This is a genomic window from Streptomyces sp. NPDC023541 (assembly GCF_055559995.1).
Window position 1 is genome coordinate 283,077 of sequence record NZ_JBVHJO010000001.1, and the last position, 23,592, is coordinate 306,668.

Genomic DNA, 23,592 nt, shown 5'->3' on the forward strand with positions numbered 1-23,592 from the left:
GCGCCACTATCCCCCCCCGGCGCATTGGGGGGGGCCAACCGGGGGGCCCCCGCCGGGGCCTGGGGGGTTTGGTAAAAGCCCCCGCGGGGCGGGGGGTATTTCCCCGACGCTCCCCAGGGAAAGGCGAAGGCCGTGCCCGACATCCGAGGCATCCGGCGCCGGTGCGCGCTGCTGCTGCCCACCGTCCTCCTGCTGGCGGGCGCGGCGGCCGGTCCGGAGGGGCCTGTCGTGGACACCGACCGCGGTCCGGTGCGCGGCCGGACGCACGGGGCGTACAGCACGTTCGAGGGCATCCCCTTCGCGGCTCCCCCGACCGGTCCGCGGCGCTGGCGGCTGCCGGAGCCGGCGCGCCGGTGGGCGGGCGTACGGGACGCCGGGGCGCACGGTTCGCGCTGTGTGCAGCTGCCCGTGGTCGGGGGTGGCGAGCCGGTCGGCTCGGAGGACTGCCTGTACCTCAACGTGACCGTTCCGACGGCGGCGGCGCCCGGTGCCCGGCCGCGACCGGTCATGGTCTGGTTCCACGGCGGCGGCTTCTTCAGCGGCTCCGGCGACGTCTACCGGCCGCACCGGCCCGCCGTACAGGGCGATGCGGTGGTCGTGACGGTCAACTAGCGGCTGGGCGTCTTCGGCCTGTTCGGCCATCCGGAGCTCGGCGGGGCTCCCGGGTTCGCCCTCGCGGACCAGCGGGCGGCGTTGCGCTGGGTGCGGAGGAACGCGGAGCGGTTCGGCGGGGACCCGCGCAACGTCACCGTCTTCGGCGAGTCGGCGGGTGCCCTGAGCGTCTGCGCGCACCTCACCTCGCCCGCCTCCGCCGGCCTGTTCCACAAGGCGATAGTCCAGAGCGGCTCGTGCTCGACCACGACGCCGCCGTCGGCTCTGCTGCCGGGCCTCGGTAAATACGAGCCCTTCGTGCCCGCGCGGCGCACGGCCGAGGAGGGAGCCCTCGCGGCCGCCCGGCTCGGCTGCGGCCGGCCCTCGGGCGCGCTGGACTGCCTGCGCGCGCTGGACGCCCGTACCCTCGCGACCTCCGACCTGATGCGGCGCTTCTCCCTGGCCTCCTACGGGGACAGCGCCCTGCCGATGGAGCCGCGGCGGGCGCTGCGGGCCGGACGGTTCCACCGGGTGCCGGTGGTGCAGGGCACCACCCAGGACGAGATCCGCCTCTTCCTGTCCCAGACGCTGTCGGAGTACCCGATCGGCGACGAGAACGCCTACCGGGCCCGGATGGAGCGGTCGTTCGGTGTGGAGACGGCCCGGGCCGTGGAGGCCGCCTATCCGGTGTCGGCGTACCCGACCCCGGCGATCGCCTGGGCGACACTGCTGACCGACGCGTCGTTCATCTGCCCGACGCTGCGGGACGGGGCGGCGCTGCGGCGGCACGTGCCGACGTACGGCTACCGGTTCAGTGACCGTGACGCGCCCGACTTCACGGGGCTGCCGCCGGCGCCGGAGCTGCCGCTCGGCGCGGCCCACGGCTTCGAACTGCCCTACCTGTTCACGATCACCCCGCTGAGCGGGGTGCAGCAGGGGCTCGCGGACCGGATGACCGGCTACTGGACCGGGTTCGCGCGGACCGGTGTTCCGTCCGCGCCCGGTGCCCCGCGGTGGCCGCGGCTGGGGGCGTCGGCGCGGGTGCTGTCGCTGGCTCCGGGCGCGGGCGGGATCCGTACGGTGGACGGGCGGGCCGAACACCACTGCGCGCTCTGGGACGAGCGGTGGCCCGGGGTCACCACTGCTGGGTGATGACCTCGTACTCGGCCGTGCGGAGGGTCAGGGTGCCGTGGTCGCCGTACACCTCGCGGCGCCATGCGGTGAACACCTCGGCGATGCGGCGGGCGTCCTCCGCGGCGCCCTTGCCGACCTGCCAGGTGGAGAAGGTGATCCGCGCTTCACCGACCGACCGGACCTTGCGGACGCGGGTCTCCGTGACCGACACCTTGTCGTCCTGGCCGGTGCGGTGCCCCCGGTGGTAGGCCCTGAAGTCGCGGGTCATGTCGAACCAGTCGGCCGGGCCGCAGGGGCCGCCGCCGTTGGCCGTGCCGCCGTCGGTCGGGGGCCCGGCGGGGGGCCCGCTCTCCTGATCGGTGGGCGGGCCGGCGTAGGCGCCGGTCTCCTCGTCGGTGGGCGGGCCGGCGTAGCCGCCGGTTTCCTCGTCCGTGGGCGGGCCCGCAGAGCCGCCCGTCTCCTCGTCCGTCGGCGGGCCCGCGTAGCCGCCCGGGTCCTCCTCCGTCGTGAGGTCCGCACCGCAGTCGGCCGGCGCGAGCGCGGGTACCCCGGCCTGCGGGGCGGCCTGCCCCGCCCGGGTGGTCCCGCACCCCGCGAGGACGGCGCACAGGAGCCCCGCCACCACCACCCGCCCTGTTACGGACACCGCTGTCCTCGTCATGACCATCCCCCCTCGGCCATCAAGAGGCCGTCACGGGGGCCGCAGTTCCATCCGGTGCCGGCCCGGGCCACGCGGCTCAGCCGAGGACGAGCGGGTCGCCCACCCGGACCGTTCCCGGCCTGAGGACCGTGGCGAGCACGTCGAGGCGGTTGTCGTGGGCGGCGGCGATCGCCTTCAGGACGAGCGGTGAGTGCGGGAGGTCCGGCTGGGCCTGATTGGTCATCACGCAGCGTTCGCTGGAGCGCTGGAAGTGGAGGCACAGGGTGTCGCCCAGGATCGCCCTGCGGCCGATCCACTCGTCCTCGACGAAGGGCGGGGTACCGGGAGGTGTGCGCACCAGGAGGTTCGGGCGGAAGCGGCGCTCGTCGACGGGCACCTCCGGCACCTCCCGGCGGATCCAGTCGAGGGTGGCAGTGGTGAGGACACTGACCGGCAGCTGGTCGAAGTGCGACACCTGGCCCTCGCGGGCCAGTTCGACGTCGTCGCGGCGGAGGTAGGCGCGCAGGAAGGCCGTGGGGTCGGCCACCACGCGTCCGCGGGGGTCGACGAGCTCCGGCGGTCCGGACAGTTCCGGGAGGCCGGGCGGTGCCGGCGGGCCCGGCTCCCCCGCACCCCGCGCGTAGCGGGAACGCAGGTGCAGCAGTCCGTCCATGCGTCGGAAGCGCCGGGTGTTCTTGCCCGAGCCGAACTTCCCGGCTCCGTCCCGGACCGCGTACAGCCGGTCGCCCACCAGGCCCCGCAGGTCGACCTCCGCGCTCCGCAGCGGTTCACCGCCGGTCGACTTGATCGGGTACCGCCACAGCCGCTCCACCACGCCCACGTCGTCCGCCACCGCTGTGACGGTAGTACACCCGCCGCGGCGGCCCACCGGGCGGGGCTACCGTGAGGTCATGACCAGCTGGGCGGCCCTTCCTCTCCTCTACCTCGACGTCGACGGCCCGCTCATCCCCTTCGGGGCGGGCCCGTACCCGCCCGGGGACGGCGGCCCCCATCCCCTGCTCACCCGCATCGACGCGGCGCTCGGGCCTCTGTTGGCGGGGCTGCCGTGCGAACTGTGGTGGGCCACGACCTGGATGGCGGAGGCGAACGAGTGCGTCGCGCCGAGGCTCGGGCTGCCGGAGCTGCCCGTGGTGGCCTGGCCGGAGCCCTCCGACGACGACGGGCGCGGTGGCGTCCACTGGAAGACCCCCGCCCTCCTCGCCCACGCGGCCGGACGGCCCTTCGTGTGGATCGACGACGAGATCACCGGCCCCGACCGGGCCTGGGTGGCCTGCCACCACCCGGGCCCGGCCCTGTTGCACCGCGTCGATCCGGGCGCCGGCCTGACCGCCGGGGACTTCACGGTGCTGCGGGCGTGGCTCCGTTCGGTGTAGCCGTCCATGACGCGGCGACCAGGGAGCGTTCCGCAGCCGCCAGGTGGGTGGCCGCGGCCAGCCAGGCCCAGGCGTAGCCGTCGGGCGAGGGGTCGGCGAGCCGGCCGAAGGCGTCGCGCGGGCGCCGGTCGGCCTCGGCCGCGAGGGCGGCGGCCAGGTCCGCCGCGGCGGTGAGCCCGGCCCGGCGCAGCGGACCGTACGCGGCCGGGGCCGCCTCGCCGCGGGCCGCCTCGGCGACCGCGCGCCGGCCGCCGGCGACACCGGTCTCGAGGAGGCGGCGCACCCGCCACAGCGGCGCGTCGGCCAGCGGGTCCGGGACGTCGGCGGCCGGTACGGGGCCGGCTTCGCCGGCCGCCGCGGCGGCGGCGTCCGACGGCGGGAAATGTTCGCCCTGGAGGCGGTCGTATCCGAGATCGGCCCGGCCCAGCCATTCCTCGGGCAGCCGCAGCGTGTACTGCGCGCCGGGCACCGGGCCGACGGCCACCGGGCGCAGGGTGGCGGCGCGGTCGAGGTCGGGACGGCCCAGGACGCGCAGCCGCAGTCCGGGGTACGAGGCGATGCGCCGCAGGTTCTCGGTGTGCGGCAGCTCCGGGTGCGGGTGTGCGGGCAGCAGCCTCAGCAGGGGTGCGTGCGGTCCCGACTCGCGGACGAGGAGGTGGTCGCCGGCCGCTCCGACGACCGTGACATCGCAGCCGATCAGGGCGGTTTCGGTATCGGCCGCCTCGGCCGGGGCAGCCAGCAGCGCGGCGACGGCCTCGGCCGCGGGGCGGGCGAACAGCGGGGCGGCGGGCCCGTCGGTCCATGCGGCGCCGGGCAGGGGGGTCGCCTTGACCCCGCGTCCGGCGCCGAGCCGGCCCTCCGGGGAGACCGTCGCGCCGACGATGCGCAGGCCTCCCCGGGCGAGGCCGGCGTGGTCGAGGGTGGCGCCGCCGAGGGCGACGGAGGCCCGCCCGGCCCCGCGGGCGCGGGCCAGGCCTCCCGGGCGGACGTCCGAGACGGAGTAGCGGGTGCCGTCCGGGGCCAGCAGGTGGGTGACGACCCCGCCGTAGCCGGTGGCCGAGAGCACCGGTTCCCGGCACAGGCCCTGCACCTGGAGGCTGCCGCCCGGCGTGTAGGCGCGCCGGGAGGTACCGGTCAGGGCCGCGTGGGCCGTGCCGGAGGCCAGCACCCCGGCGGTGTGCAGGAGTTCGCGGAAGGATCCGGTGAGGTCGCCGAGGCGGTGTGCGGTGCGGCGTTCCCGGGCGGCGCGCAGGCCCCGTACGACCCGGAGGGCGGCTGCTTCCGCGCGGGGCAGGCCGGCGAGGCGGGCGGTGTGCGCGGCGCGCAGCAGCTCGGCCTGGACGACGGCTCCCCCGGCGTTCACGCCGGCCGTCAGGGCTTCGGCGGCGGCGTGCCAGAGCGCGGCCGCGGCGCCGAGCTGGGCCGCGGTGAGGGCCGGGACGGGCCCGGCGGGGTCTGCCGGTTCTGCGTCCGGGGCTCCGGCGGGCTCGGCCGGTTCGGCTGCCGTCGTCTGCGCGGCCGCGGCCGGCGGGGCCGGGGCAGCGGCCGGCTCTGGCTCCGGCGGCGCCGCGTCTGCGAGCGGGGCGGCGCCCAGGGCGGCGGCCCGGTGCAGGCACCGGGGTGCCAACAGGCAGGTGCAGGTGGCCTGTCCGGCCTCGGTGACGGTCCCCGCCGGACCGGGCCGCAGGGTGACGAGGGCGTCCTCGCCGAACCGGAAGGTGACGCTTCCGTCGGCCTCGCGGGTGGCGGCGTCCGCACAGCCAGCGGTGGTGTCGTCCAGCTTCTTGCGCAGCCGTGCGGTGAGGTTTTCGACCGCTTCGGCGAGCACCTCGGGTGCGACGGGCGGCAGTTCGGTGCTCAACGGGACTCTCCACGGAGGCGGTCGCCCACCCAGCGGGCGAGGGCGAGAGGGCTGAGGGCGGCCACGGGCATGCCGGCGGCGACGAGTTGCCGTGCGACCGGAACCGAGTACCGGGGCGTGCCGGTGTCGTCGAGCGCGGCGCAGCCCAGTAGGTGGGCGCCCGAGGCGGCCAGTGCGCGTACCTCCCCGAGCAGGCCGCCGATCGGCCCGCCTTCCTCGAAGTCGCTGACCACGACGACGAGGGTGCGGCTCGGGACGGTGATCAGGGAGCGGGCGTGGGCGAGGCCGGCCGCGATGTGCGTGCCGCCGCCGACGCGCACCTCCAGCAGCAGCGAGAGCGGGTCGTCGACCCGGTCGGTGAGGTCCACGACCTGCGTGGAGAAGGCGAGGAAGTGCGTGGAGAGGGTGGGCACGCCGCCCAGCACGGCCGCGGTCAGGGCCGACCAGATGACGGAGGCCTCCATGGAGCCGGACACGTCGACGACGAGGACGAGCCGCCAGTCGGCCTCGCGGCTCGCCCGGGTGCTGAAGACGGGCCGCTCCGGTACGACGACCACCGTGCCGTCGGGCCGTCGGCGGGCGTGCGCGAGGTTGGCGCGCAGGGTGCGGGCCAGGTCGAGCGCACCGCCCGGGCGGCGGGTGGGCCGCGGTGTGGTGAGGCCGGACAGGGCCGGGCGCATCCGGGTGGCGAGCTCCTTGGACAGTTCGTCGACCAGTCGCTTCACCAGGGGCCGCAGCCGCGCGAGTTGGGCCTCCGGCAGTCCTCCGGCGAGGGACAGTACGGAGCTCAGCAGTTCCACGGAGGGCCGCACGGCCGCCGGGTCGAGCTGGGTGAGCACGTCGGTGCGGCCCGCCTCGGCGGCACCGGCCAGCACCTCCTCCCGTACGTCGGCGCCGAACAGCGCTTCGAGCTCCTGCGACCATTCCCGGGCTGTGGGGAAGGAGGCCTCCTGGCCCCCGCTGCGGCCCGGTCCCCGGCCGGTGCCGAGGTCGCCGGCCCCTTCGCCGTGTCCGGAGCCGTACAGCTCGTCCAGTGCGTGGGCGTAGCGGCGGGCGCCGGCGGGGAGCCGGTCGCGTTCGCGGCCGAGCAGCAGCCGCCAGCGGTCGGCGGGCGCCAGCCGGTGCGCCTGCGGCCTGGGGGTGGGGGCGGACGGGGCGTCGGGGGCGTCCGGCGCCGGGTCCCCGGCCGGGTGCGGGTCCCCGGCCGAGTGCTGGTCCGCAGCCGGTTCCTGCGGCCGGGGCAGCGGGAGGGCCTTGAGTGCGGCGAGGCCGGCGGCGTCGGCGGCGGCCCAGAGGGCGAGCAGGGCGGGCGGGGCGTCGAGAGCGAGGTCGATACGGTCGCCCAGGCGCTCGGTGACCGTGTCCAGCAGCCGGTCGCGGGCGGCCGGGGCGAGGGCGTCGAAGCCGCCGCGCAGGGCCGGGAGACGGTCGAGGAAGTCCTGGTCGGCGAGGTGGTCGACGCGGTCGAGGAGCGGGGTGAGGGCTGCCGGGGAGGACTGCAGCAACGGGCCGGCGGCAGTGAGGAGTCCGGCGAGCCGGCGGGTCAGGGCGCGCCGGCTGTCGGCGGTGCCGGCGCTGTCGATCCATCCGGCGGCGCGGTCGCCGAGCGCGTCGGCCGGGTCGAGGTCGAGGAGGACCCGTACGGCCAGGGCCGCGCCCTGCATCAGCGGGGACGCGGTGGCGGCCAGGGCGGCGAGCGCGTCGTCCGTGCGCAGGCCCAGGTGGTGGGCGGCGGCCCGGTCGGCGAGGGCCACCAGGGCGGCGGCGTCGGCCGGGTCGTCGCTGCCGGCGAGGCCGGGCAGGGAGCGTACGGCGGCTTCGATGAGGTCGTCGGTGAGCGCGGCGCAGGCGGCTCGGGACGCGGCGGAGGTGCCGGGGAGGTGGCCGCGGTGCAGTGCCTCCAGGAGGTCGAGTGCGTCGAGGAGTTCGGACAGGGTAGCCGTCTGCGGCAGGGCGGTGGCTGCCTCGTGGAGGCGTACGTCGACCAGTTCGGGCAGGTCGCACCGCGCGGCGGCGGCCAGCCCGGCGAGGATCTGCGCCGGGGTCGGGCCGCCGTCGGCGGCGGCGCGGCGGGCGGTTTCGCCGAGCGTGCCGGCGGCCGCCTGGGCGGCGGTGACGCCGCGCACGCCGGTGAGGTCGAGCCGGGCCGGGACGGAAGGCGTCCAGGCCAGCCGCCACTTGGTGCCGAGGGCGGTGCCGTCGCCGGTGGCGGCGACGGTGAGGGGCTCCCCGTAGGAGGCGCCGCAGACGAGGAGGCGCTGCAGGAGGACCTCGCGGCGTCCGTCGAGGGCCGAGCGGAGCGGGTCGAGGCGGATCTCGCGGGGCGCGGGGTCCTCGGGGCACGGCAGGCGCAGCTCGGCGAGTTCGGCCTCGACGGAGGGGCCGAGGCCGGAGCGGGGGGCGTGCGGGGTGGTCCGCCCGCGGGCTGTGCCGACGAGCACCGCTTCGAGGGCATGGGCCAGTGCCCGGCCGCGGCCGAGGGGTTCGCCTTGGCCGAGGACGGTGGCGACGGCCTCCAGGAGCTCACCGCGGCCGGGCGCGGGGAGCCCGCGCAGGACGGCGAGGTCGCAGGCCAGCCGCAGCGTCTCGGCGGCCTCGCCGGTGCCGGCGGTGTGTCCGGCCCGGCGCAGCTCCCGGCAGATCCCGGTGACGGCGGCGGACGCTGCCTCCCGGACCCGCTCGGGGTCGCCGCCGGCCTCGAGGACGGCCTGCTGCCAGAGCGGGTCGCGGATGCCGGCGGGGTACCCGGAGCGGGAGTCGAGCAGGTCGAAGGAGTACGGCACGAAGGAGGTGACGGCCTCGTGCCCGCCTGCGCCGCTCCCCTGTCGGGAGGCCTTGCCGACCGGGCCGCGGCCGGGTGCGGGGCGCTCGCCCGTTCCGGGGTCCTGGCTCGGCGCGGCGCCGCCGGAAATGCTTTCGGATCCGGCGGCCGCGTCGGCGGCGGCGCCCGTCCCGTGGGGCACGGCGACGCCGTGGAAAGTGTCGGCCCCGGCCTCCCCGGCCCCGGCTCCGGCCTCCCCGGCCTCCGAAGGCGCCCGGTCGGCGCCGGAACCCGGGCCGACGCTGCCGCTCGGCGCGGACCCGCCCGCGTCGGGCCCCGTGCCGCAGGCGCCGTGCGGCGCGAGCCCGGGGGTGCCGTCCGTTCCGGTCGCGGAGCCGGCGTTCGCACGCGACGCGGACTTCGTGTCGTCGGACGGGACGCGCCCCGGGGCGGCCGCGGCGCCCGCCTCGGGGTCGAGGAGGGCCGGGGCGTGGAAGGAGCCGATGACGGCGGCCACTCGGCGGCCGTCGGCGGCGGCTCCGGCGATCACGGCACGCATGTGGGCCTCGCGGGCGAGGTCCCGGTCCGGCACGGGGCCGTCCTCGCGCAGTGCCCAGCCGACGCCGAGCGCGGCCCGGCGTACGGCCTCCGGGGAGCAGCCCGGTGCGAGGACCTCGACGGCGCGGTCCCACATGTCGTCGCCGTCACGGCCGGTTCCGGCGGCGGTGAGGGCGTCGGCGAAACCGCCCGCGCGGCGCGGGTCGCCGCCCGCCTGCGCGCCCGGGCCCGCGGCGGCCGCGTCCCGCGTCGGGGCAGTGCCCCTGCCCGGGTGCGTGCCGGCGCCCTGGGCCGCCGTCCCGGAGACCGCGCCCGCAGCGGTGTGCGGCGCGGCTGCCGCGTCCCGCGTGGGGGTGGTACCGGCGAGCGGGTCCGGGACGGCGCCGGAGGCGGTGTCCGGGGTGGTGCCCGCGGCCCGCGGCGGGGCGTCGGGGGCGTCCGTGGGTGGGGACGGGTGCGGGACGGCCGTCCGGGGGGTCCAGCCGGGGTCGGACAGGGGGAGGTCGCAGCACAGGACGGCCGCGCCCGAGCGGCGGGCCCAGCGGACGGCCGCCAGCTCGGGGGAGAAGTCCGCGAACGGGTAGAACGCCAGGCGGCCGTCCTCGCCGGTGCCCGCCAGGGCGACCGGGGCGACGGTCTCCGGGTCGGCCAGGTGCTCCAGCCACGGCTGGAAGTCCGCCGGGAGCTCGACGCAGACGAGGTCCGCGCCGGAGGCGTCCAGCAGGGCCGGCACCACCGCGGCCAGCGCGGGGCTGTGGTGCCGTACCCCGATGAGGTAGGGCTCGCGGGCCGCGGCGAGCGCGTCGACCGCGGCCCGCGGGTCGGTGTGCGTCAACGCAGGCTCCCGCGCAGGTCCCAGAGGCGGCGCCACATCGCCGAGCCGTCCTCGGCGCGGCGCCGGACCGGGCCGTCCCAGTACCCCAGCAGCCTTCCGTGGTCGGCGGGGTCGTCCTTGCGTACGACGCCCAGCAGGTGCCCCGGCAGCAGGTCCAGCACGTCCCCGTCCGGCAGGTAGGCGGCGGCGACGCCGAGCGAGGCCGCCACCTGTACCGCCTCGGCGGTGGACATGACCGTACCCGGGCGTTCCACGTCCCAGCCCTCGGCGGACCGTCCCGAGCGCAGGTCGCGGAAGACGGTGACGAGCGCGTCGAGCACGGCGTCGTCCACGCCGAAGGCGGCGCCGGCCCGCTGGACCGCGGCGACGGCCTGGCGGCGGATCAGCGTGGCCTCCGCGTCCGCGTCGGCGATCGGGGCGACGGTCTCGAAGTTGAAGCGCCGCTTGAGGGCGGCGGACATCTCGGAGACGCCGCGGTCGCGCAGGTTGGCGGTGGCGATGACGGTGAAGCCGGGGGCCGCGCAGACCACCGCGTCCTCGGTGGCGGTCAGCTCGGGCACGCTGACGCGCCGGTCCGAGAGGATCGAGACGAGCGCGTCCTGCACCTCGGGCAGGCAGCGGGTGATCTCCTCCACGCGGACGACGCGCCCGGTACGCATGGCCGACAGCACCGGTGAGTCGACCAGCGCTTGCGGAGTGGGGCCCTGCGCGAGCAGGAGGGCGTAGTTCCAGCCGTATCGGAAGGCGTCCTCGGTGGTGCCGGCGGTGCCCTGGACGGTGAGGGAGCTCGTGCCGCAGACGGCGGCGGCCAGCAGTTCGGACAGCATCGACTTGGCGGTTCCGGGCTCGCCGGTGAGGAGCAGTCCGCGCTCTCCGGCGAGGGTGACGACGCACCGCTCCACCAGGGCGCGTTCGCCGACGAACTTGGTGGCGATGGCCAGCTTGGCCGGGAGGCCGGCGCGGCGCTTGGGAAGGGCCAGTTCGGTGCCGTCGCTGCCGCAGATGAAGGTGACGACGGCGCGCGGGGTCAACGCCCAGCCGGGCGGCCTGGGGCCGGTGTCGTGGGCGGCGAGGAAGGCGAGTTCGGCGGCGTGCCGCTCTTCGGCGGGCAGCACCTGCCGGGCGGCGGGGGCGGATGGTGCGGTGACGGTCATCGTGTTCCTCTGCGGGTGTGCGCGGTGTGCGAAGGGGTGGTCGGGGGCGCGGGCCGGCGCGGCCCACCGTGACGGGTGGGCCGCGGGGGCCCAGCGTCGGGGTACCGGCCGGCTCAGCGGCGGCGGGCGCGGGTGCGCTTCACCTTCAGTTCCTGGAAGCGGGGGACGTCGCCCTCCCGGATCCGCTGCCAGGCGCGGCGGTAGAGCTCCGCGGCCGGTTCGGCCGGTGCCAGGACGCCCAGCAGTGGTCGGCCGCCGGCGGTGAGGCTGTACATCGGCAGCTTCCACTGCTCCACCGGCAGAGCCGGGGAGGCCATGTCGGCCCACCCGCCGGGCAGGAACAGCGAGCGTCCGGCCCGGCTGCGGTCGGCCGACACCACCAGGTCGGTGGCGGCCAGTTCGGCCCGGGCGGCCTTGAGGCGGGCAGGCTTCCAGCCCGTCCACCGGGCGGTGTTGCGGTCGGTGGGGTCGGGCATGGCGAGCAGGGCCAGGTACAGGGCGGCCGCGTCGGCGCCCAGCCCGTACTCGGCGCCGACCTCCTCCACCAGCTCGGGAACCGATCGGCTCGGGTCCTGGGGCCACCACGTGCCGTCCGCGCCGACGGTGCCCGCCGCGGGGGCGCCCGGGTCGGCGAGCAGTGCGGCGAAGCGCGGGTCGTGGGCGGTCCGCAGGGCCCTCTCGACCACCAGGGGCTGCTGGTCGTCACCGCGCAGCGCCGGCAGGTACGGGTCGGAGCCGGTGGAGTCCAGCAGCGCCGGACGCACCGCCGGCTTGGGCTGGTCGTCGTGGGTGGCCATGACGACGGCGCCGTAACGCTCGTAGCCCTCGCCGGTCTCGGTCGGTGTTCCGGCGACCTTCCGGAAGTCGGGGAGGCTGGTGTAGTGGGCGAGCTCCAGGAGCAGTTCGGGCGCGGCGAGGCGCTGCCGCACCGCGGTCAGTGCGGGCGGCAGGGCCGCTCGTACGGGGTCGCCGGCCGGCAGCCGGTGGGCCAGCCATGCGCTCATGGCCAGGGTCGAGTTCAGGACCTGTGCGTCGAAGGGGTCGGGGACGGCCACGGCGGGTTCCACGTGGTCGCCCTTGACGGTCCACGGCACGTCGACGGAGAGCTCGCGGGAGGCGGCCGGGTCGAGCAGTGCGGCCAGCACGCGGTGCGCGGGCCATCCGCCGCGGACGGCGCGCGCGGCCTCCGTGGCCAGCCAGTCGGGGACGGGGGTGCGGCGGCCCACGCGCCGGTTCCACAGCTCCGCGGCGGCCGCCACGTCGGGGCCCTCGCTCCACAGGCGTGCCGGATCGGCGGGCAGCAGGGCCGCGACCAGGGCGCGCCGGACGTCCGCGCCGAGGCTCTTGAGCTCGTCACGGGCGTAGGCGGCGTCGGTTGCCTTGACGCCGAGGGTCGTGCGCACCTGCGCGGGCAGGAAGTTGCGGTCGTAGCTGTCGATGTGCGGGAGTCCCGCGACCACCAGGCGGGCGAGGGCGCCGCAGACCCCGGTGAGCCGGGAGAACTCCTCCGCGGCTTCCGGGCGGAAGGGCAGCGGGCCGTGCTCGGCGGCGGCGCCGAGGAAGGCGGTCAGCCAGCCGGGGCCGCGGTCGGGGTCGCCGAGGGGTGTCGCGCGGCGCACGGTGTAGGGGCCGGGGACGGTGAAGCGGCCGGTGGGGTCGTGGAGGAGGGCCCCGAACTCGTGGCCGTCGGGCACGGAGTCGCCGTGCTCGGTCATGGCGAGGACGGCTCCGCCTCCCAGCGGCAGCAGGCTGCGGTGGTAGACGTTGCGGCCGAGGCCGTCGGGGCCGGTCAGGTGGGATCGGCCGAGGTGGACCCGGACCTGGCGCCAGCTGCCGGCCGAGCCCTCCGCCGAGGCCATGCCGAGGGTGTCCACCTCGCCGAGCACGGTGAGGAGGGCCGCTCGCTGTTCGTCGGTGGTCGTCGCGGCGACGGCCCGGTAGGCGGCGGCCGCGGGCTGGTCCAGCAGTGGCGTCCAGGTGAAGGTGAAGTACGGCAGGGCGGGGGTGTCGAAGTGGAGCAGCCCGGGCACCCCGGCGGCGCCGGTGTCGGCGCGGGCGGCCCCGAGGAGGCTCAGGGTGCGGTGCGTGCCGTCGCTGTCGTCGTTGTGGCGGTAGTGGCCGTGGTCGAGCAGGCCGTTCAGGGCCGCGCCGAGGAGCTGGTCGGCGGGTCCGAGCTCGCGCTCCTCCTGGGGGGCGGTGTCCGCGTCGAGCCGGGCCGAGATCCCGTCCAGGGCCTTCTGCTGGGTGAGGGCGAACCGCAGGACCTCGACGATGCCGCCGATCAGCCTGGGGTCGGTGACCTGCGGCAGGGCCGCGCTCACCACGTCCGGAAGGTCGGTGGCCTTCGGTGCGGCGGCCGCCGCCTTGAGCAGGGCCCCGACGGTCTCACGGTCGGCCGTGCGCAGCGCCATCGAGCCCTGCGGGTCGCGCGGGCGCAGGGCGTACCAGTGGGAGAGCGGCGGGAGGTCGACGCTGCCCGTACTGAAGGGGGTGTCGTGGCGGTCGTTGCGGGTCTGGGCGGTGACGACGCCGTCGGGGTCGGTGAGGGACAGTTCGCGCCAGCTGTGCGAGAGGGCGCGCGGGCGGTCGTCGCCCGGGAAGGTGAGGGCCGCGACGGGCTTGTCCCCGCCTTCGGGGACGGTGACGGTGCGTCCGCCGGTGTCGGTGCCCGCCCAGCCGTTGTCGGGGAGGCGTACGGCGTGCCAGCCGAGGAGGCCGTCGACGGGTGCGCCCAGCACGGAGCCTTCCACGGTGGGCGTGGGCAGCAGCCGGCCGGAGTACCCGGAGGAGGCCCTGCCGCTGTACGCCCTGATGGTGTCGGCGAAGAACGCGGGCATGGAGGAGCGTCCGTAGGCGCCGCTCGCCGGGTCGTACTCGACCCAGCCGCTGTCGTTGTCGTGGTCGCGCTGCCGCCACACCCAGTACGAGGTGCCGTCGGACATCACCGGCCGCTCGTCGGGCAGCCGGGTGTCGCCGCGGTGCAGGACGCCGCCGCCGGTGGTGCGCCCGCCGCCGGGCAGCTGCAGGGAGAGGTGGTCGCTGCGCAGGGACCAGTAGTTGCGGTCGGTGTCGAGGGTGAAGACGGTGCCGGGCGAGGAGTGCCAGTAGCCCTCGACGCGGTTGGCGCTCCAGTCGGCCCAGAAGACGAGCAGCTCGCCGTCGACGTAGTGGAATCCCATGCGGCGGTGGGAGCCGGCCGGGACGCGCAGGTCGTGCGTGAGGACGGTGGAGTCGGCGTCGATGACGCGGACCTGGGCCGTGTTGGCGACGATCAGGTACGGCCAGGCCTCGACGACGATGAGGCCGTTGCGGTCCTTGCCGGGGGTCAGTTCGGCGACGGCGTTCTCCCAGGCGGGCCAGGCCAGTTCCTCGAAGAGGCCGCCGCGCAGGGTGCGGGCGAGGGTTTCCCCGAGGTCGGCGGCGGCCGCGGCGGCGACTTCCTCGGGGGCGAGCGCGAGCGCCTCGACGGGCAGCCAGGTCAGCCGCTCGATGGCCTCGGGGACTCCGGGGAGGCCGGCGGCGACGGAGGCGCGGGCGACCTCGCCCATCCACTCGGCCAGCAGGGGGCGCGCGCCGGGCGAGGCGGCGACGTGGCGGACGATGTCGGCCCCGCCGCTGCCGATGCCGTTCAGCGCCCGGCGGAAGGCGGGCTGGAAGCGGGTGTCCGCGGCGACCGCGGACAGGTCGCGTCGCTCGTCGCGGCCGGCCCAGTCGGACAGGTTCAGCGTGTCGTGGTGGTGCCGCGTGCCGTCTTCCCGGGGGGAGACGACGGTGACTTCGAGGGTGAGCAGGAGGTCGAGGAGGTCGGCGTCCTGGACGCCGATCCGCAGGCCGGCCTCCCGCCCGGGCCGGTCGAGTTCGGCGCGCAGCTGCGGGGCGCAGCGCTCGACGACCTCGAGCAGGACCGGGTTCGTGGGGCGGCGGCCCCAGCCGGAGCGGCGGGCGGTGGAGAAGCGCTCGAGCCAGCCGGCGGTGCCGTCGGAGCAGCGTTCCTCCTCGGGCAGGTTCTCGTCGGCGAGTCCGGCGGTGGCGCCGGACTCCTCCAGGACGTCCAGCCACAGGTCGATCAGGTCGACGTCGCCGCCGGGCGGGGTCAGGCCGAGGAGCGTGCCGCGTACGGCGGGGACGCGGCGGGCGAGCGCGACGAGGGCGCCGCGGTGGGCCTTCCACCAGCCGAGCGCGGCACGCAGGGTGGCGGGCAGGGGCAGCAGTTCGGCGAGGTAGTCCTGCTCGGGTTCGGTGCCGGTCAGGCCCGCGGCGCGGGCGAGGCGGCGCAGTTCGACGGCGGCCTGCGCGGAGGGCGGCAGACCGCCCGCGGTGCGGCGTACGCACAGGCGGCGGAAGCGCTCGTAGGCCTCGGCGGGGCTGACGCGGACGGCCAGGGCCTTGCCGTAGCCGGCGAGCACCTTCACCGGCAGGGCGCCGGCCAGCGCGAATTCGAGGAAGACGGAGTCGAGGCGGTCCTCGTCGACGGGCAGGCCGTGCTGGGCCTCGGCGGTGCGGGCGCGGCCGAACAGCTGCGCGGCGTAGGTGGTGTTCTCGACGGCGAGGAAGATGCGGGCGGCCTGCTCGTGGAAGAGGGGCAGGAAGTGCGGCACGGAGGCGGCGAGGCGCTCGGCCAGTTCGGTGCAGGCGTCGAGCGCGGCCTTCGGCTTGGTCTTGGCCTGGCGGGCGATCCGGTCGAGTTCGGGGACGACGGCGAGGGCGTGGTGGCCGTCCTCGGGGTGGTGCACGAGGACCCATTCGGGGAAGCCGAGTGCCTGGCGCCGGCTCAGGCCGACGACGGGCGGCTCGCCCTCGTCGCGTACGAGGCCCAGGAAGCCGGCGGCGAGGTCCTCGGCCGCGCCGAGTTCGGCGGCGGCGAGCCGGACGACGACGCGGTCCTCGTCCAGGCCGGGGTGGCGGTAGCTGCGGGCGGTCAGGTCGACGGCGTCGGCTCCGGCCCCGGTGGTGCCGTTGGGGAGGACGGCGCCGGCCTTCAGCAGCTCGGACTCGGCCGTCCCGGTGTTTCTCAGGTTCTTGCTCACGCGTTCCCGCCCTCCTCGATCTTGCGCCCGGCGTACAGTGCCGCGGCCATCCGCATTCCCTCGGACCAGGCCACCGGTCCGACCTTGGCCAGCGTCACCGCCCGGCCGTCCTCGTCGTGCCAGCTCAGCGCGCCGGTGGTGGTCTCGTCGTCGTAGTACGGCTCGCCGATCCACACCGCCGCCTCCGTGCCGGAGCCGGCTCCCGCGTCGCGGACCTTGCAGGTGGCGTAGCCGCCGGAGACCCGGTAGCCGAGGGCGGTCGCGCGGGCGGCGAGGCTGAACCGGGTGGGGAAGACCCCGCCCGCGTAGGCGCGGACCTCGGTGGCGGTGGCGGAGACCTCGTCGGGCTTGCGCCAGGTGGCGCGGTGGATCTGCTCGACCTGCTGCACGATGCCCAGCTCGGCCGCGAACTCCCGTACGTCGTCCAGGTCGGGCAGCAGCACCGGGTGGGGCAGGGTCACCGTGCGCGGGGAGAGCCGTACGGTCTCGCCGTCGAGGTTGACCACCTTGAGCTCGCCCGACGCGGTGGCGTCCCGCAGGAAGCCCACCTCGTCGGGGTCGTCGCCGACGACGGCCAGGTCGCGCAGGGCGTTCTGCCAGGCGTCGTCGGGCCAGACCCGGGCGAGCAGTTCGGTCGGGACGGGCAGCGAGGACACCATCCAGCCGTCGACCTGGGCGACGCAGGCCGCCGCGTGCCGGTCGAGCCATTCGGCGAGCCGGCGCAGCCGGTCCACCTCGGGATGGTCCTTCAGTGCCTTGGGCAGCGTCTTCAACTGCCGTCCCGCTGCCCGGCCGGTGACGGACCTCGCCGCCACCCGCCCCTCCACCAGGGCGATCTCGTACCCCTCGCCCGCCGCCAGCCATGCCATCAGACTGTGCCCCTCCGCCTGTCCCGTACGTGTTTCCGCGCAGCCCTGACAGGGGGAGCAAACCCCCGTGAGCTGCGGTATGTCGGGAGACTAGCGAGGGCCACTGACAACGCCCGCCGGAGGGGCCTCCATAAGTTGAATGTCCGGTTCTGGGTAGGCTTTCCGGGACAGTGGCGGAGCGGTTCGGGCTCGGGGTGGGGTTATGGGACGTCAGATACGTGGACCGGGCGTGCTGCTGGCCGCCCTGCTGCTGGCGGCCGGGGCAGGCTGCTCCGGTGCGGCCGGTCCGGATGCGCCGGGCGGCGGGGACGCCAAGCCGAAGCCGTCCGACTCCCGGGCCGCGCCGCCGGCCGGGGGTCCCGCGGGCGGGGCGCCGGCCGGCGGGGACGTGCTGCCCGGCATGGTCACCACCGCCGTCGCCCGAACCCGGCTGGCCGCGCTGAAGGTGGCTCCGGTGGGCTCGATGGCCGGCTACAGCAGGGCCCGGTTCACGCACTGGGCGGAGCAGGGCGACAAGTGCGACACGCGCGAGACAGTCCTCGAACGGGACGGCACCGCGGTGAAGCGGGACGGCGAGTGCCGCGCCGTGTCGGGTACGTGGAAGAGCCTGTACGACGGGGTGGTCGTCACCGACGCGAGCGAACTGGACATCGACCACATCGTGCCGCTCGCCGAGGGATGGCGCTCCGGCGCGTCCGGCTGGGACGCCGCCCGCCGCAAGGCTTTCGCCAACGACCTGGCCCATCCTCAGCTGCTGGCGGTCACCGCGGCCTCCAACCGGTCGAAGGGCGACCAGAGCCCCGACCTGTGGCAGCCGCCGGACCGTTCGAGCTGGTGCCAGTACGGACGTGCCTGGACCACCGTCAAATCCGCGTACGAACTGACCGTCACCGAGCCGGAGAAGAAGATGCTCACCACGATGCTGGACACCTGCGCCTCATGACCGGGGCGGAGCGGTGGCAGGACGACGTGCTCGCCGGGCCGGGCGGCGCCATGACCGACGAGGTCGGCGTCATCACCGGCCCGCTGACCCTGCGCACCGCCGTGACGGGCGGAGGGCTGGTCCGGTTCGACGTCCAGTACAAGGACGCCGACGAGTGGTACACCCTCACGGGCAGCCCCCGGCCGCATCACGGCGCCCCGGCCGCACTGCACGCCGCGGCCGTCGCCGCGGTCCGTGCGGGCGGCGGGGCCGTCGCCCCCGGCGGCGGCCCCGCCTGAGGCGGACCGAGGGTCTCCGGTGCGCTGCTTTCCGGCACCTTCGGCGGCCGTGGTGAGAGCAGCACCATGTCCGGCGCCGGCAAGACCTACGCGTACGGGAGCGGGCCGGCCGACCCCCGGGTCGTCCGATCGGCTGATGAGCTAGCCCTCGTACTGCGTGAGGTCGATGCCGTAAACCTCCACGGCGTGCCCGTAGCGGGGGTCGGTGGTCTCGTGTTCCCGCACCATGTCCAGCTTGCGGATCACGTTCTCGGAGGCGGTGTCGCCGAGCCGGTTGACGGCGACGACGCGGTCCAGGCCGCGGTCCTGGAGGGCGAACTCCAAGGTGGCGTGGGCGGCTTCGGAGGCGTAGCCCTGGCCCCAGTACTGGCGGCCGAGCAGCCAGCTGATCTGTACGTCGGCCCGCGCGTCGGGCAGGTCCTCCAGGACCGAGAGGCCGACGGCTCCGATGAGCTCCCCGGAGCCGAGGAGCTCGACGGCGAAGAGCCCGAAGCCCTCCTCGTCCCACTCCTCCTCCCAGCGCTCGATCGCCTCGGCCGTCTCGTCGAGGCCGAGGGTGGAGCCGTCGCCGATCCAGCGCATCACCTCGGGGTCGGCGTGGATCTCCGAAAGGGGGACGAGGTCGTCGTCGGTCCAGAGGCGGAGGAGGAGGCGGGGGGTACGGATCTCGGTCATGTGCCACATCCTGCCGAAATTCGCCGGACCAGCGGTAATCGGCCGTTGCGGCTGTGTTGCGGGTTCGTGGCCGTCCGGCGGGGAAGCTTTCCGCGGTTCGCCCCGGGCCGCTACGGTCCGTCGGGAACCGCGACCTAGGAGTGACCCTGCCATGCCGCTCGATGTGTCGGACGAGAGCCGCTACGACCGTACCCGCCTGCGGCAGTGGACCCGCGGCCGAGCCCGCTCCGCCGGGGTGGACCGCCGTGGTCTGCTGAAGCTGTTCGCGGTGGGAGCCGCGGCCGGATCGCTGGGGGTGGCGGCGGCCGGTACGGCCTCGGCGGCGGGCCCGGAGGCCGCGCCCGGGATCGTCAAACCGCTGCCGCCCGAGCTGTTCACGATCCGCGGGACGAACGCGGAGACGAACTTCGCCGCGCTGCGGGGCACGGGCCGGCTCACCCCGGTCGACCGCTTCTTCGTGCGCAACCACACCTCGACCCCGCGCATCGACGCCGGCGCGTGGCGGCTGAAGGTGTGGGGCGACGGGCTCGCGGGCGGCCCGGTGGAGTTCTCGTACGAGCAGCTCCGGGCCCTGCGGGCGGTCGAGCGGACGCTGTTCATCGAGTGCGCGGGCAACGGCCGGAGCTTCTACTCCACGCAGCAGGGCCAGCCGGTGACCGGTACGGCCTGGACACTGGGCGCGATCGGTGTCGCGCACTGGCGCGGGGCGCGGCTGTCGGACGTGCTGCGGCTGGCGGGGGTGACCCGGGGTGCGGTCGACGTCCTGCCGCGCGGGCTGGACGACGAGGTGGTGGCGAACGGGGTGAACCTGGGCCGCGTGCGGCGTCCGCTGCCGGTGACGAAGGCGCTGGACGACGTCCTGCTCGCCTACGAGATGAACGGGCGTCCGCTGCCGCCCGACCACGGCGGTCCCGTCCGCCTGGTGGTCCCGGACTGGGTGGGTATCTCGTCGATCAAGTGGGTCGGTGACATCGAGGTGAGCGGCGAGGCGCTGTACTCGCCGTGGAACACGGACATGTACCGGCTGTTCGGTCCCGGGCATCCGGCGGAGGGCAGCGCCCCGCTCACCCGGCAGACCCTCAAGAGCGCCTTCGAGCTGGAGTTGGGCGCCACCGTTGCGGTGCACCGGACTCGGCTGCTGACGGGCCGTTCGTGGTCCGCCGCCGCCCCCGTGACCCGGGTCGAGGTCAGTACGGACGGCGGCGGCCACTGGCGGCGCGCCCGGGTGCACGATTCCCCGCAGCGGGGCGGCTGGGTGCGCTGGTCGGTGCCGTGGACCCCGCGGACGACGGGTGCCACCGCGCTGCTGGCCCGGGCGAGCGACGGGACTGGGCGTACGCAGCCGGAGACGGCGGTGCACAACACGCAGGGCTACCTCTTCGACGCGGTGGTGCGCCACCCGGTGACGGTGGTCTGAGCCTGCTCGGACGGCCTACGGAGCGTGGAAGCGGACCTCCGGGGCGCCGGCGGAGGGGCCGTCCAGGACGGGCCGGGACTCCCCGCGCAGGTGCCGGTCGAGGAAGGCGCCGACGTAGCGGCGGGTCAGTTCGACGGAGCGGGCGCCGGGCAGCGGGGTCTCGGGGTCGTTCAGGCCCAGCTGCTCGCCGATGACCGGGAAGTCGCTGAAGGTGAAGTGGCCGGAGCCGTCGAAGGTGATCCAGCGCTTCCAGCCGTCGAGCAGCGGCCAGTCGCGGTCCCAGGTCGCGTTGCCGCCCGGGCCCCGCTGCTGGGCGCCGAGGAGCAGGAAGGGGCGCCCGCCCAATCCGTTGGCGGGTACGGGGGTGGCGTTGCCGCCGTCCATGTTCACCCCGGCGCGGATCCTCGGGTCGGCCGCCATCGCGGCGATCGCCGAGGCGCCGCCGATGGAGTGGCCCGCCATCGCGATGCGGCCGGGGTCGATCAGGCCCGCGTGGCGCCAGGCGGGGTGGGGTCCGGTGAGGCGGTCCAGCAGGAAGGACACGTCGCGGGCGCGGTTGTCGCTCACCGCCCCCATACCGGTCTCCTCGGCCTTGTCGCAGGCCAGGCAGGTGAGCACGCGGCCGCCGGGGAAGGCGGTGCCCACGCTCTCGTGGGCGTGGTCGACCGCAGCGACGACGTAGCCGCGGGAGGCGAGGTCTTCGGCGAGCGCCGTGAGGGTGGCGCGGTGGACGGTGAAGCCCGGCGAGAGGACGACCAGCGGGTGGCGTCCGGCGACGGGGCGTGCGCCGGTCCGCGAGGCGCTCGCGGTACCGGCCAGGGTCTCGACGGGGACGGCCTGGTCCAGTCCCCTGTCGACGAGGAGCAGGCGGGCCTCCTCGCGGGTGAGGTAGCGCGCGGCGCTGCCGGTGTCGCGCCGGGCCGGGTAGCGCATGGTGACCATCAGTTCGCGCGGTCCGGAGCCGGCCCAGGGGTCGGTCCGGCTGCGGTCGACCAGGTGCAGGTCTTCCCGGCCGACCGCGAATCGGCCGGTGGGGTGAGGGAGTTGGACCGCTGGGCGGCTGCGCTCGGCCGTGGCCGGGGAGTCCGCCGCGGCGGCGGTACCGGCGGCGGCGGTGCCGGCGGCGGCGAGCGGGAGCGGCAGGAGGAGGGCGAGTAAGGCGGCTGCTGCGGCCGTTCGGCGTCGTGTCATGGAACGGACGCTATGCACCGTGGCCGCGGCGGTCGTCACCTTTCCGGTTGATCCGGGCGTAACCCTTGGGGAGGGCTCCGCACCGTTTGTCACTCCGAAGTATCGACACCCGCGGGGACGCTGATGGCCCGGAGCTTCTCCCGCAGATACGTGTGGGAGTCGACGGGGTCGTGCACCACCCGGCCGATGGGGGCGGGGAGGGATTCCACCCGGGTGTGCGCGTCGCACTCGTAGAAGTAGACGAGGGAGATCAGTTCCTCGGCCGGCGTGTCGGCGGGCGGGGGCAGCACGCGGTGGCGGCCGGCCCGCCATCGGTCGCCGGTCCAGCGGGCCATCAGGTCGCCGATGTTGACGGTGAGCGCGGCCGGGTCGTAGGGCGCGTCCTGCCAGCCGTCGGCGTCCGTGTGGATCTGGAGCCCGCCCGAGCCGAGCTGGCGGTCGAGGACGGTGACCGTGCCGAAGTCGGTGTGGGCGCCGATGCGGAACTGTCCCGGCAGGGGAGCGCCGACGGTCTCCGTACCGGGGTACCAGTTGAGGTTGAACCCCCAGGTGGGGTGTCCGGTGTGGCGCGTGAAGTGGTCCTGGTCGAGTCCGAGGGCGGTGGCGAGGAGTTCCAGCAGTTCGTCGGAGAGGGCCCGCATCCGTGCCAGGTATTCCGTGACCAGGGGGCGCAGCTCCGGTACCTCCTGCGGCCAGGTGTTGGGCCGGAACCATTCGGCGTCCACGGCGGGGTCACCGGTCGGTTCGTCGGCCGCGAAGGACCAGGACTCCTTGAGGTCGGGCGGCGAGGCCGTGCCCTCCGCATGGCTGTTGGCCTCGGCCCCGGGTCCCAGCCAGCCCCGGCCGCCGACCGTGACGGCGTAGGGCTCCTTCATGGCGGCCGGGAGCCGGAAGAACGCGCGGGCCGTGTCCCGGATCCGTGCGGGGAGCGCGGGGTCGACGCCGTGGCCGGTCACGAGCAGGAATCCGGCCGCGCGCAGGGCCTCGTCGACGCGGGCGGCCGTACGGGCGCGTTCTCGCGGCCCGCCGGACCGCCACGGCCCGAGATCGATCACGGGAACCTGGGATCCGGCCATGGGAGACCTGCCTTTTCGACGCTGCGCGGTGGTGTCCGGGACCGAGGCTATCGCCGCGCACGACCGTAGGGATTGGCACGGAAAGTGATTCTCGGCCACTTTGTGTGTGCATCGGCGACCGCCGACCGCGAGGATCGTCACGATAGGGACCAGAATGGAACGACGGGGTGCCTGAGGGACGGAGCGTGCGGTGGAGATTTCGACACGGGAGGTCTTCGGGGCGCCGTGCTGGGTGAGCCTGATGACGCGCGATCTCGGGACGGCCCAGCGCTTCTACCGTGCGGTGGCCGGCTGGCGCTTCCGGCCGGCCCGCCTCGGCGAGGCCTTCACGGTGGCGTTCCTCGATCGTGTCCCGGTGGCGGGCATCGGGGCGCTGGCCGCGGACCTGGGCGTCGCGGCGGCGTGGACCCCGTACTTCGCCGTGGACGACGCCGACGCGGCGGTGGACCGCATCCGTGAGCGGACGGGCACCATCGCGGTCGGTCCGGTCTCCTTCGAGTCCGGGGGCCGCGCGGCGCTCGTCGCCGACCCGGACGGTGCGGTCTTCGGGATCTGGGAGGGGGACGTCGCCGCGGACTGGCGGGCCGGCAAGGGCCCCCTTCCCGCCTGGCTGGAACTGCGTACCAGGAACGCCTTCGACGCGGCGATGTTCTACGGCGCGGTGCTGGAGTGGGCCACCGACCGCCCGGGCTGCTGCGCGGTCTCCTACGAGGAGGACCAGGTCGTCCTGCGGCAGAACGGCGAGCCCGTGGCCCGGCTGAACAGCGGTCCCGTCGAGCTCGCCTCCTACTCGCCGCACACCCGGCCGCGCTGGCACGTGCATTTCCGCGTGCCCAGGCTCCGGCCGGCGATCGAGGCGGCCGTCATGCTCGGGGGGCGCATGGTCTCGGACATCACCTCGAACGCGGCGGAGCGGTGGGTGACGCTCCGCGACCCGGACGGGGCGCTCTTCACCCTCACCACCGGGCTGGGGGCGGACTCGGACGAGGACCTCGCCCGGCCGGGGCTGTACTGACCGGACGCGCTGCGGTGCCGCTCGGCCGAGGGCGCCGGCATCGCCGATCGCCGCCGCCGGCGTCGCCGATGGCGGCGCCCTTCCGATGGCACCGATCGTGCGCTGGGCCGACCGTGTGGTGTCGGCGGGCGCCGACAGCCCCTCGGACGGCAGCGGCCGTGGGCGGTGGATCA

15 protein-coding genes and 1 pseudogene are annotated in these 23,592 nt (G+C 75.9%); 6 read left to right on the top strand and 10 right to left on the bottom strand.

All coding sequences use genetic code 11. From position 1 onward, the window contains the following. Positions 1 to 228: 228 nt before the first annotated feature. A pseudogene (locus tag ACZ3X1_RS01405) lies at positions 229 to 1,743 on the top strand (carboxylesterase/lipase family protein). Here the strand turns inward: ACZ3X1_RS01405 and ACZ3X1_RS01410 are convergent. Both ACZ3X1_RS01410 and ACZ3X1_RS01415 read right to left on the bottom strand, forming a co-directional pair. Beyond that, positions 1,727 to 2,386: a hypothetical protein gene (locus tag ACZ3X1_RS01410; RefSeq protein ID WP_467275503.1), complete on the bottom strand. Its 660-nt coding sequence runs from the start codon at positions 2,384 to 2,386 to the stop codon at positions 1,727 to 1,729. The pseudogene ACZ3X1_RS01405 and the gene ACZ3X1_RS01410 overlap by 17 nt on opposite strands. 76 nt (positions 2,387 to 2,462) lie before the next feature. Further along, positions 2,463 to 3,218 (bottom strand): MOSC domain-containing protein, encoded by a 756-nt coding sequence (locus tag ACZ3X1_RS01415; RefSeq protein WP_467275505.1) that lies wholly within the window; start codon positions 3,216 to 3,218, stop codon positions 2,463 to 2,465. Positions 3,219 to 3,276: 58 nt separating this feature from the next. Between ACZ3X1_RS01415 and ACZ3X1_RS01420 the strand changes: the two genes are divergently transcribed. Then, positions 3,277 to 3,759 (top strand): HAD domain-containing protein, encoded by a 483-nt coding sequence (locus ACZ3X1_RS01420; protein ID WP_467275507.1) that lies wholly within the window; start codon positions 3,277 to 3,279, stop codon positions 3,757 to 3,759. Here ACZ3X1_RS01420 and ACZ3X1_RS01425 read toward each other — a convergent pair. The 5 genes from ACZ3X1_RS01425 to ACZ3X1_RS01445 all read right to left on the bottom strand — a co-directional run bounded on the left by ACZ3X1_RS01425 (position 3,725) and on the right by ACZ3X1_RS01445 (position 16,824). Then, positions 3,725 to 5,620: a hypothetical protein gene (locus ACZ3X1_RS01425; protein ID WP_467275509.1), complete on the bottom strand. Its 1,896-nt coding sequence runs from the start codon at positions 5,618 to 5,620 to the stop codon at positions 3,725 to 3,727. The genes ACZ3X1_RS01420 and ACZ3X1_RS01425 overlap by 35 nt on opposite strands. Next, positions 5,617 to 9,774: a vWA domain-containing protein gene (locus ACZ3X1_RS01430; RefSeq protein ID WP_467275511.1), complete on the bottom strand. Its 4,158-nt coding sequence runs from the start codon at positions 9,772 to 9,774 to the stop codon at positions 5,617 to 5,619. The genes ACZ3X1_RS01425 and ACZ3X1_RS01430 overlap by 4 nt, the downstream gene beginning before the upstream one ends. Further along, entirely contained in the window at positions 9,771 to 10,928 is a 1,158-nt protein-coding gene (locus tag ACZ3X1_RS01435) for an ATP-binding protein (RefSeq protein WP_356814315.1), read from the bottom strand. The genes ACZ3X1_RS01430 and ACZ3X1_RS01435 overlap by 4 nt, the downstream gene beginning before the upstream one ends. 113 nt (positions 10,929 to 11,041) lie before the next feature. Then, entirely contained in the window at positions 11,042 to 15,955 is a 4,914-nt protein-coding gene (locus tag ACZ3X1_RS01440; RefSeq protein WP_467275513.1) for a DNA-binding protein, read from the bottom strand. Then, the gene (locus ACZ3X1_RS01445; RefSeq protein ID WP_467275515.1) at positions 15,952 to 16,824 is read right to left on the bottom strand and encodes a DUF4132 domain-containing protein; all 873 of its coding nucleotides are present in this window, start codon (positions 16,822 to 16,824) and stop codon (positions 15,952 to 15,954) included. The genes ACZ3X1_RS01440 and ACZ3X1_RS01445 overlap by 4 nt, the downstream gene beginning before the upstream one ends. Before the next feature lie 202 nt (positions 16,825 to 17,026). Between ACZ3X1_RS01445 and ACZ3X1_RS01450 the strand changes: the two genes are divergently transcribed. Next, a complete protein-coding gene (locus ACZ3X1_RS01450) occupies positions 17,027 to 17,767 on the top strand; it encodes an HNH endonuclease family protein (RefSeq protein WP_467275517.1) in 741 nt (246 codons plus the stop codon). Further along, positions 17,764 to 18,045: a hypothetical protein gene (locus tag ACZ3X1_RS01455; protein ID WP_467275519.1), complete on the top strand. Its 282-nt coding sequence runs from the start codon at positions 17,764 to 17,766 to the stop codon at positions 18,043 to 18,045. Before ACZ3X1_RS01450 ends, ACZ3X1_RS01455 begins: the two co-directional genes overlap by 4 nt. Positions 18,046 to 18,186: 141 nt before the next feature. On the opposite strand, the gene ACZ3X1_RS01460 is transcribed toward ACZ3X1_RS01455, so the two are convergent. After that, complete coding sequence (locus ACZ3X1_RS01460; protein WP_467275521.1) at positions 18,187 to 18,720, bottom strand: GNAT family N-acetyltransferase; 534 nt, start codon at positions 18,718 to 18,720, stop codon at positions 18,187 to 18,189. Between the two features lie 151 nt (positions 18,721 to 18,871). Between ACZ3X1_RS01460 and ACZ3X1_RS01465 the strand changes: the two genes are divergently transcribed. Then, entirely contained in the window at positions 18,872 to 20,137 is a 1,266-nt protein-coding gene (locus ACZ3X1_RS01465; protein WP_467275523.1) for a molybdopterin-dependent oxidoreductase, read from the top strand. Between the two features lie 15 nt (positions 20,138 to 20,152). Here ACZ3X1_RS01465 and ACZ3X1_RS01470 read toward each other — a convergent pair whose 3' ends face one another. Both ACZ3X1_RS01470 and ACZ3X1_RS01475 read right to left on the bottom strand, forming a co-directional pair. After that, positions 20,153 to 21,328, bottom strand: a complete 1,176-nt coding sequence (locus tag ACZ3X1_RS01470) for an alpha/beta hydrolase family protein (RefSeq protein ID WP_467275524.1) — start codon at positions 21,326 to 21,328, stop codon at positions 20,153 to 20,155. An 89-nt stretch (positions 21,329 to 21,417) separates the two neighbouring features. Then, a complete protein-coding gene (locus ACZ3X1_RS01475; RefSeq protein ID WP_390074330.1) occupies positions 21,418 to 22,404 on the bottom strand; it encodes an isopenicillin N synthase family dioxygenase in 987 nt (328 codons plus the stop codon). Positions 22,405 to 22,645: 241 nt separating this feature from the next. On the opposite strand from ACZ3X1_RS01475, the gene ACZ3X1_RS01480 reads away from it, so the two are divergent. Continuing rightward, a complete protein-coding gene (locus tag ACZ3X1_RS01480) occupies positions 22,646 to 23,419 on the top strand; it encodes a VOC family protein (protein ID WP_467276278.1) in 774 nt (257 codons plus the stop codon). The last annotated feature ends 173 nt before the right edge of the window (positions 23,420 to 23,592 follow it).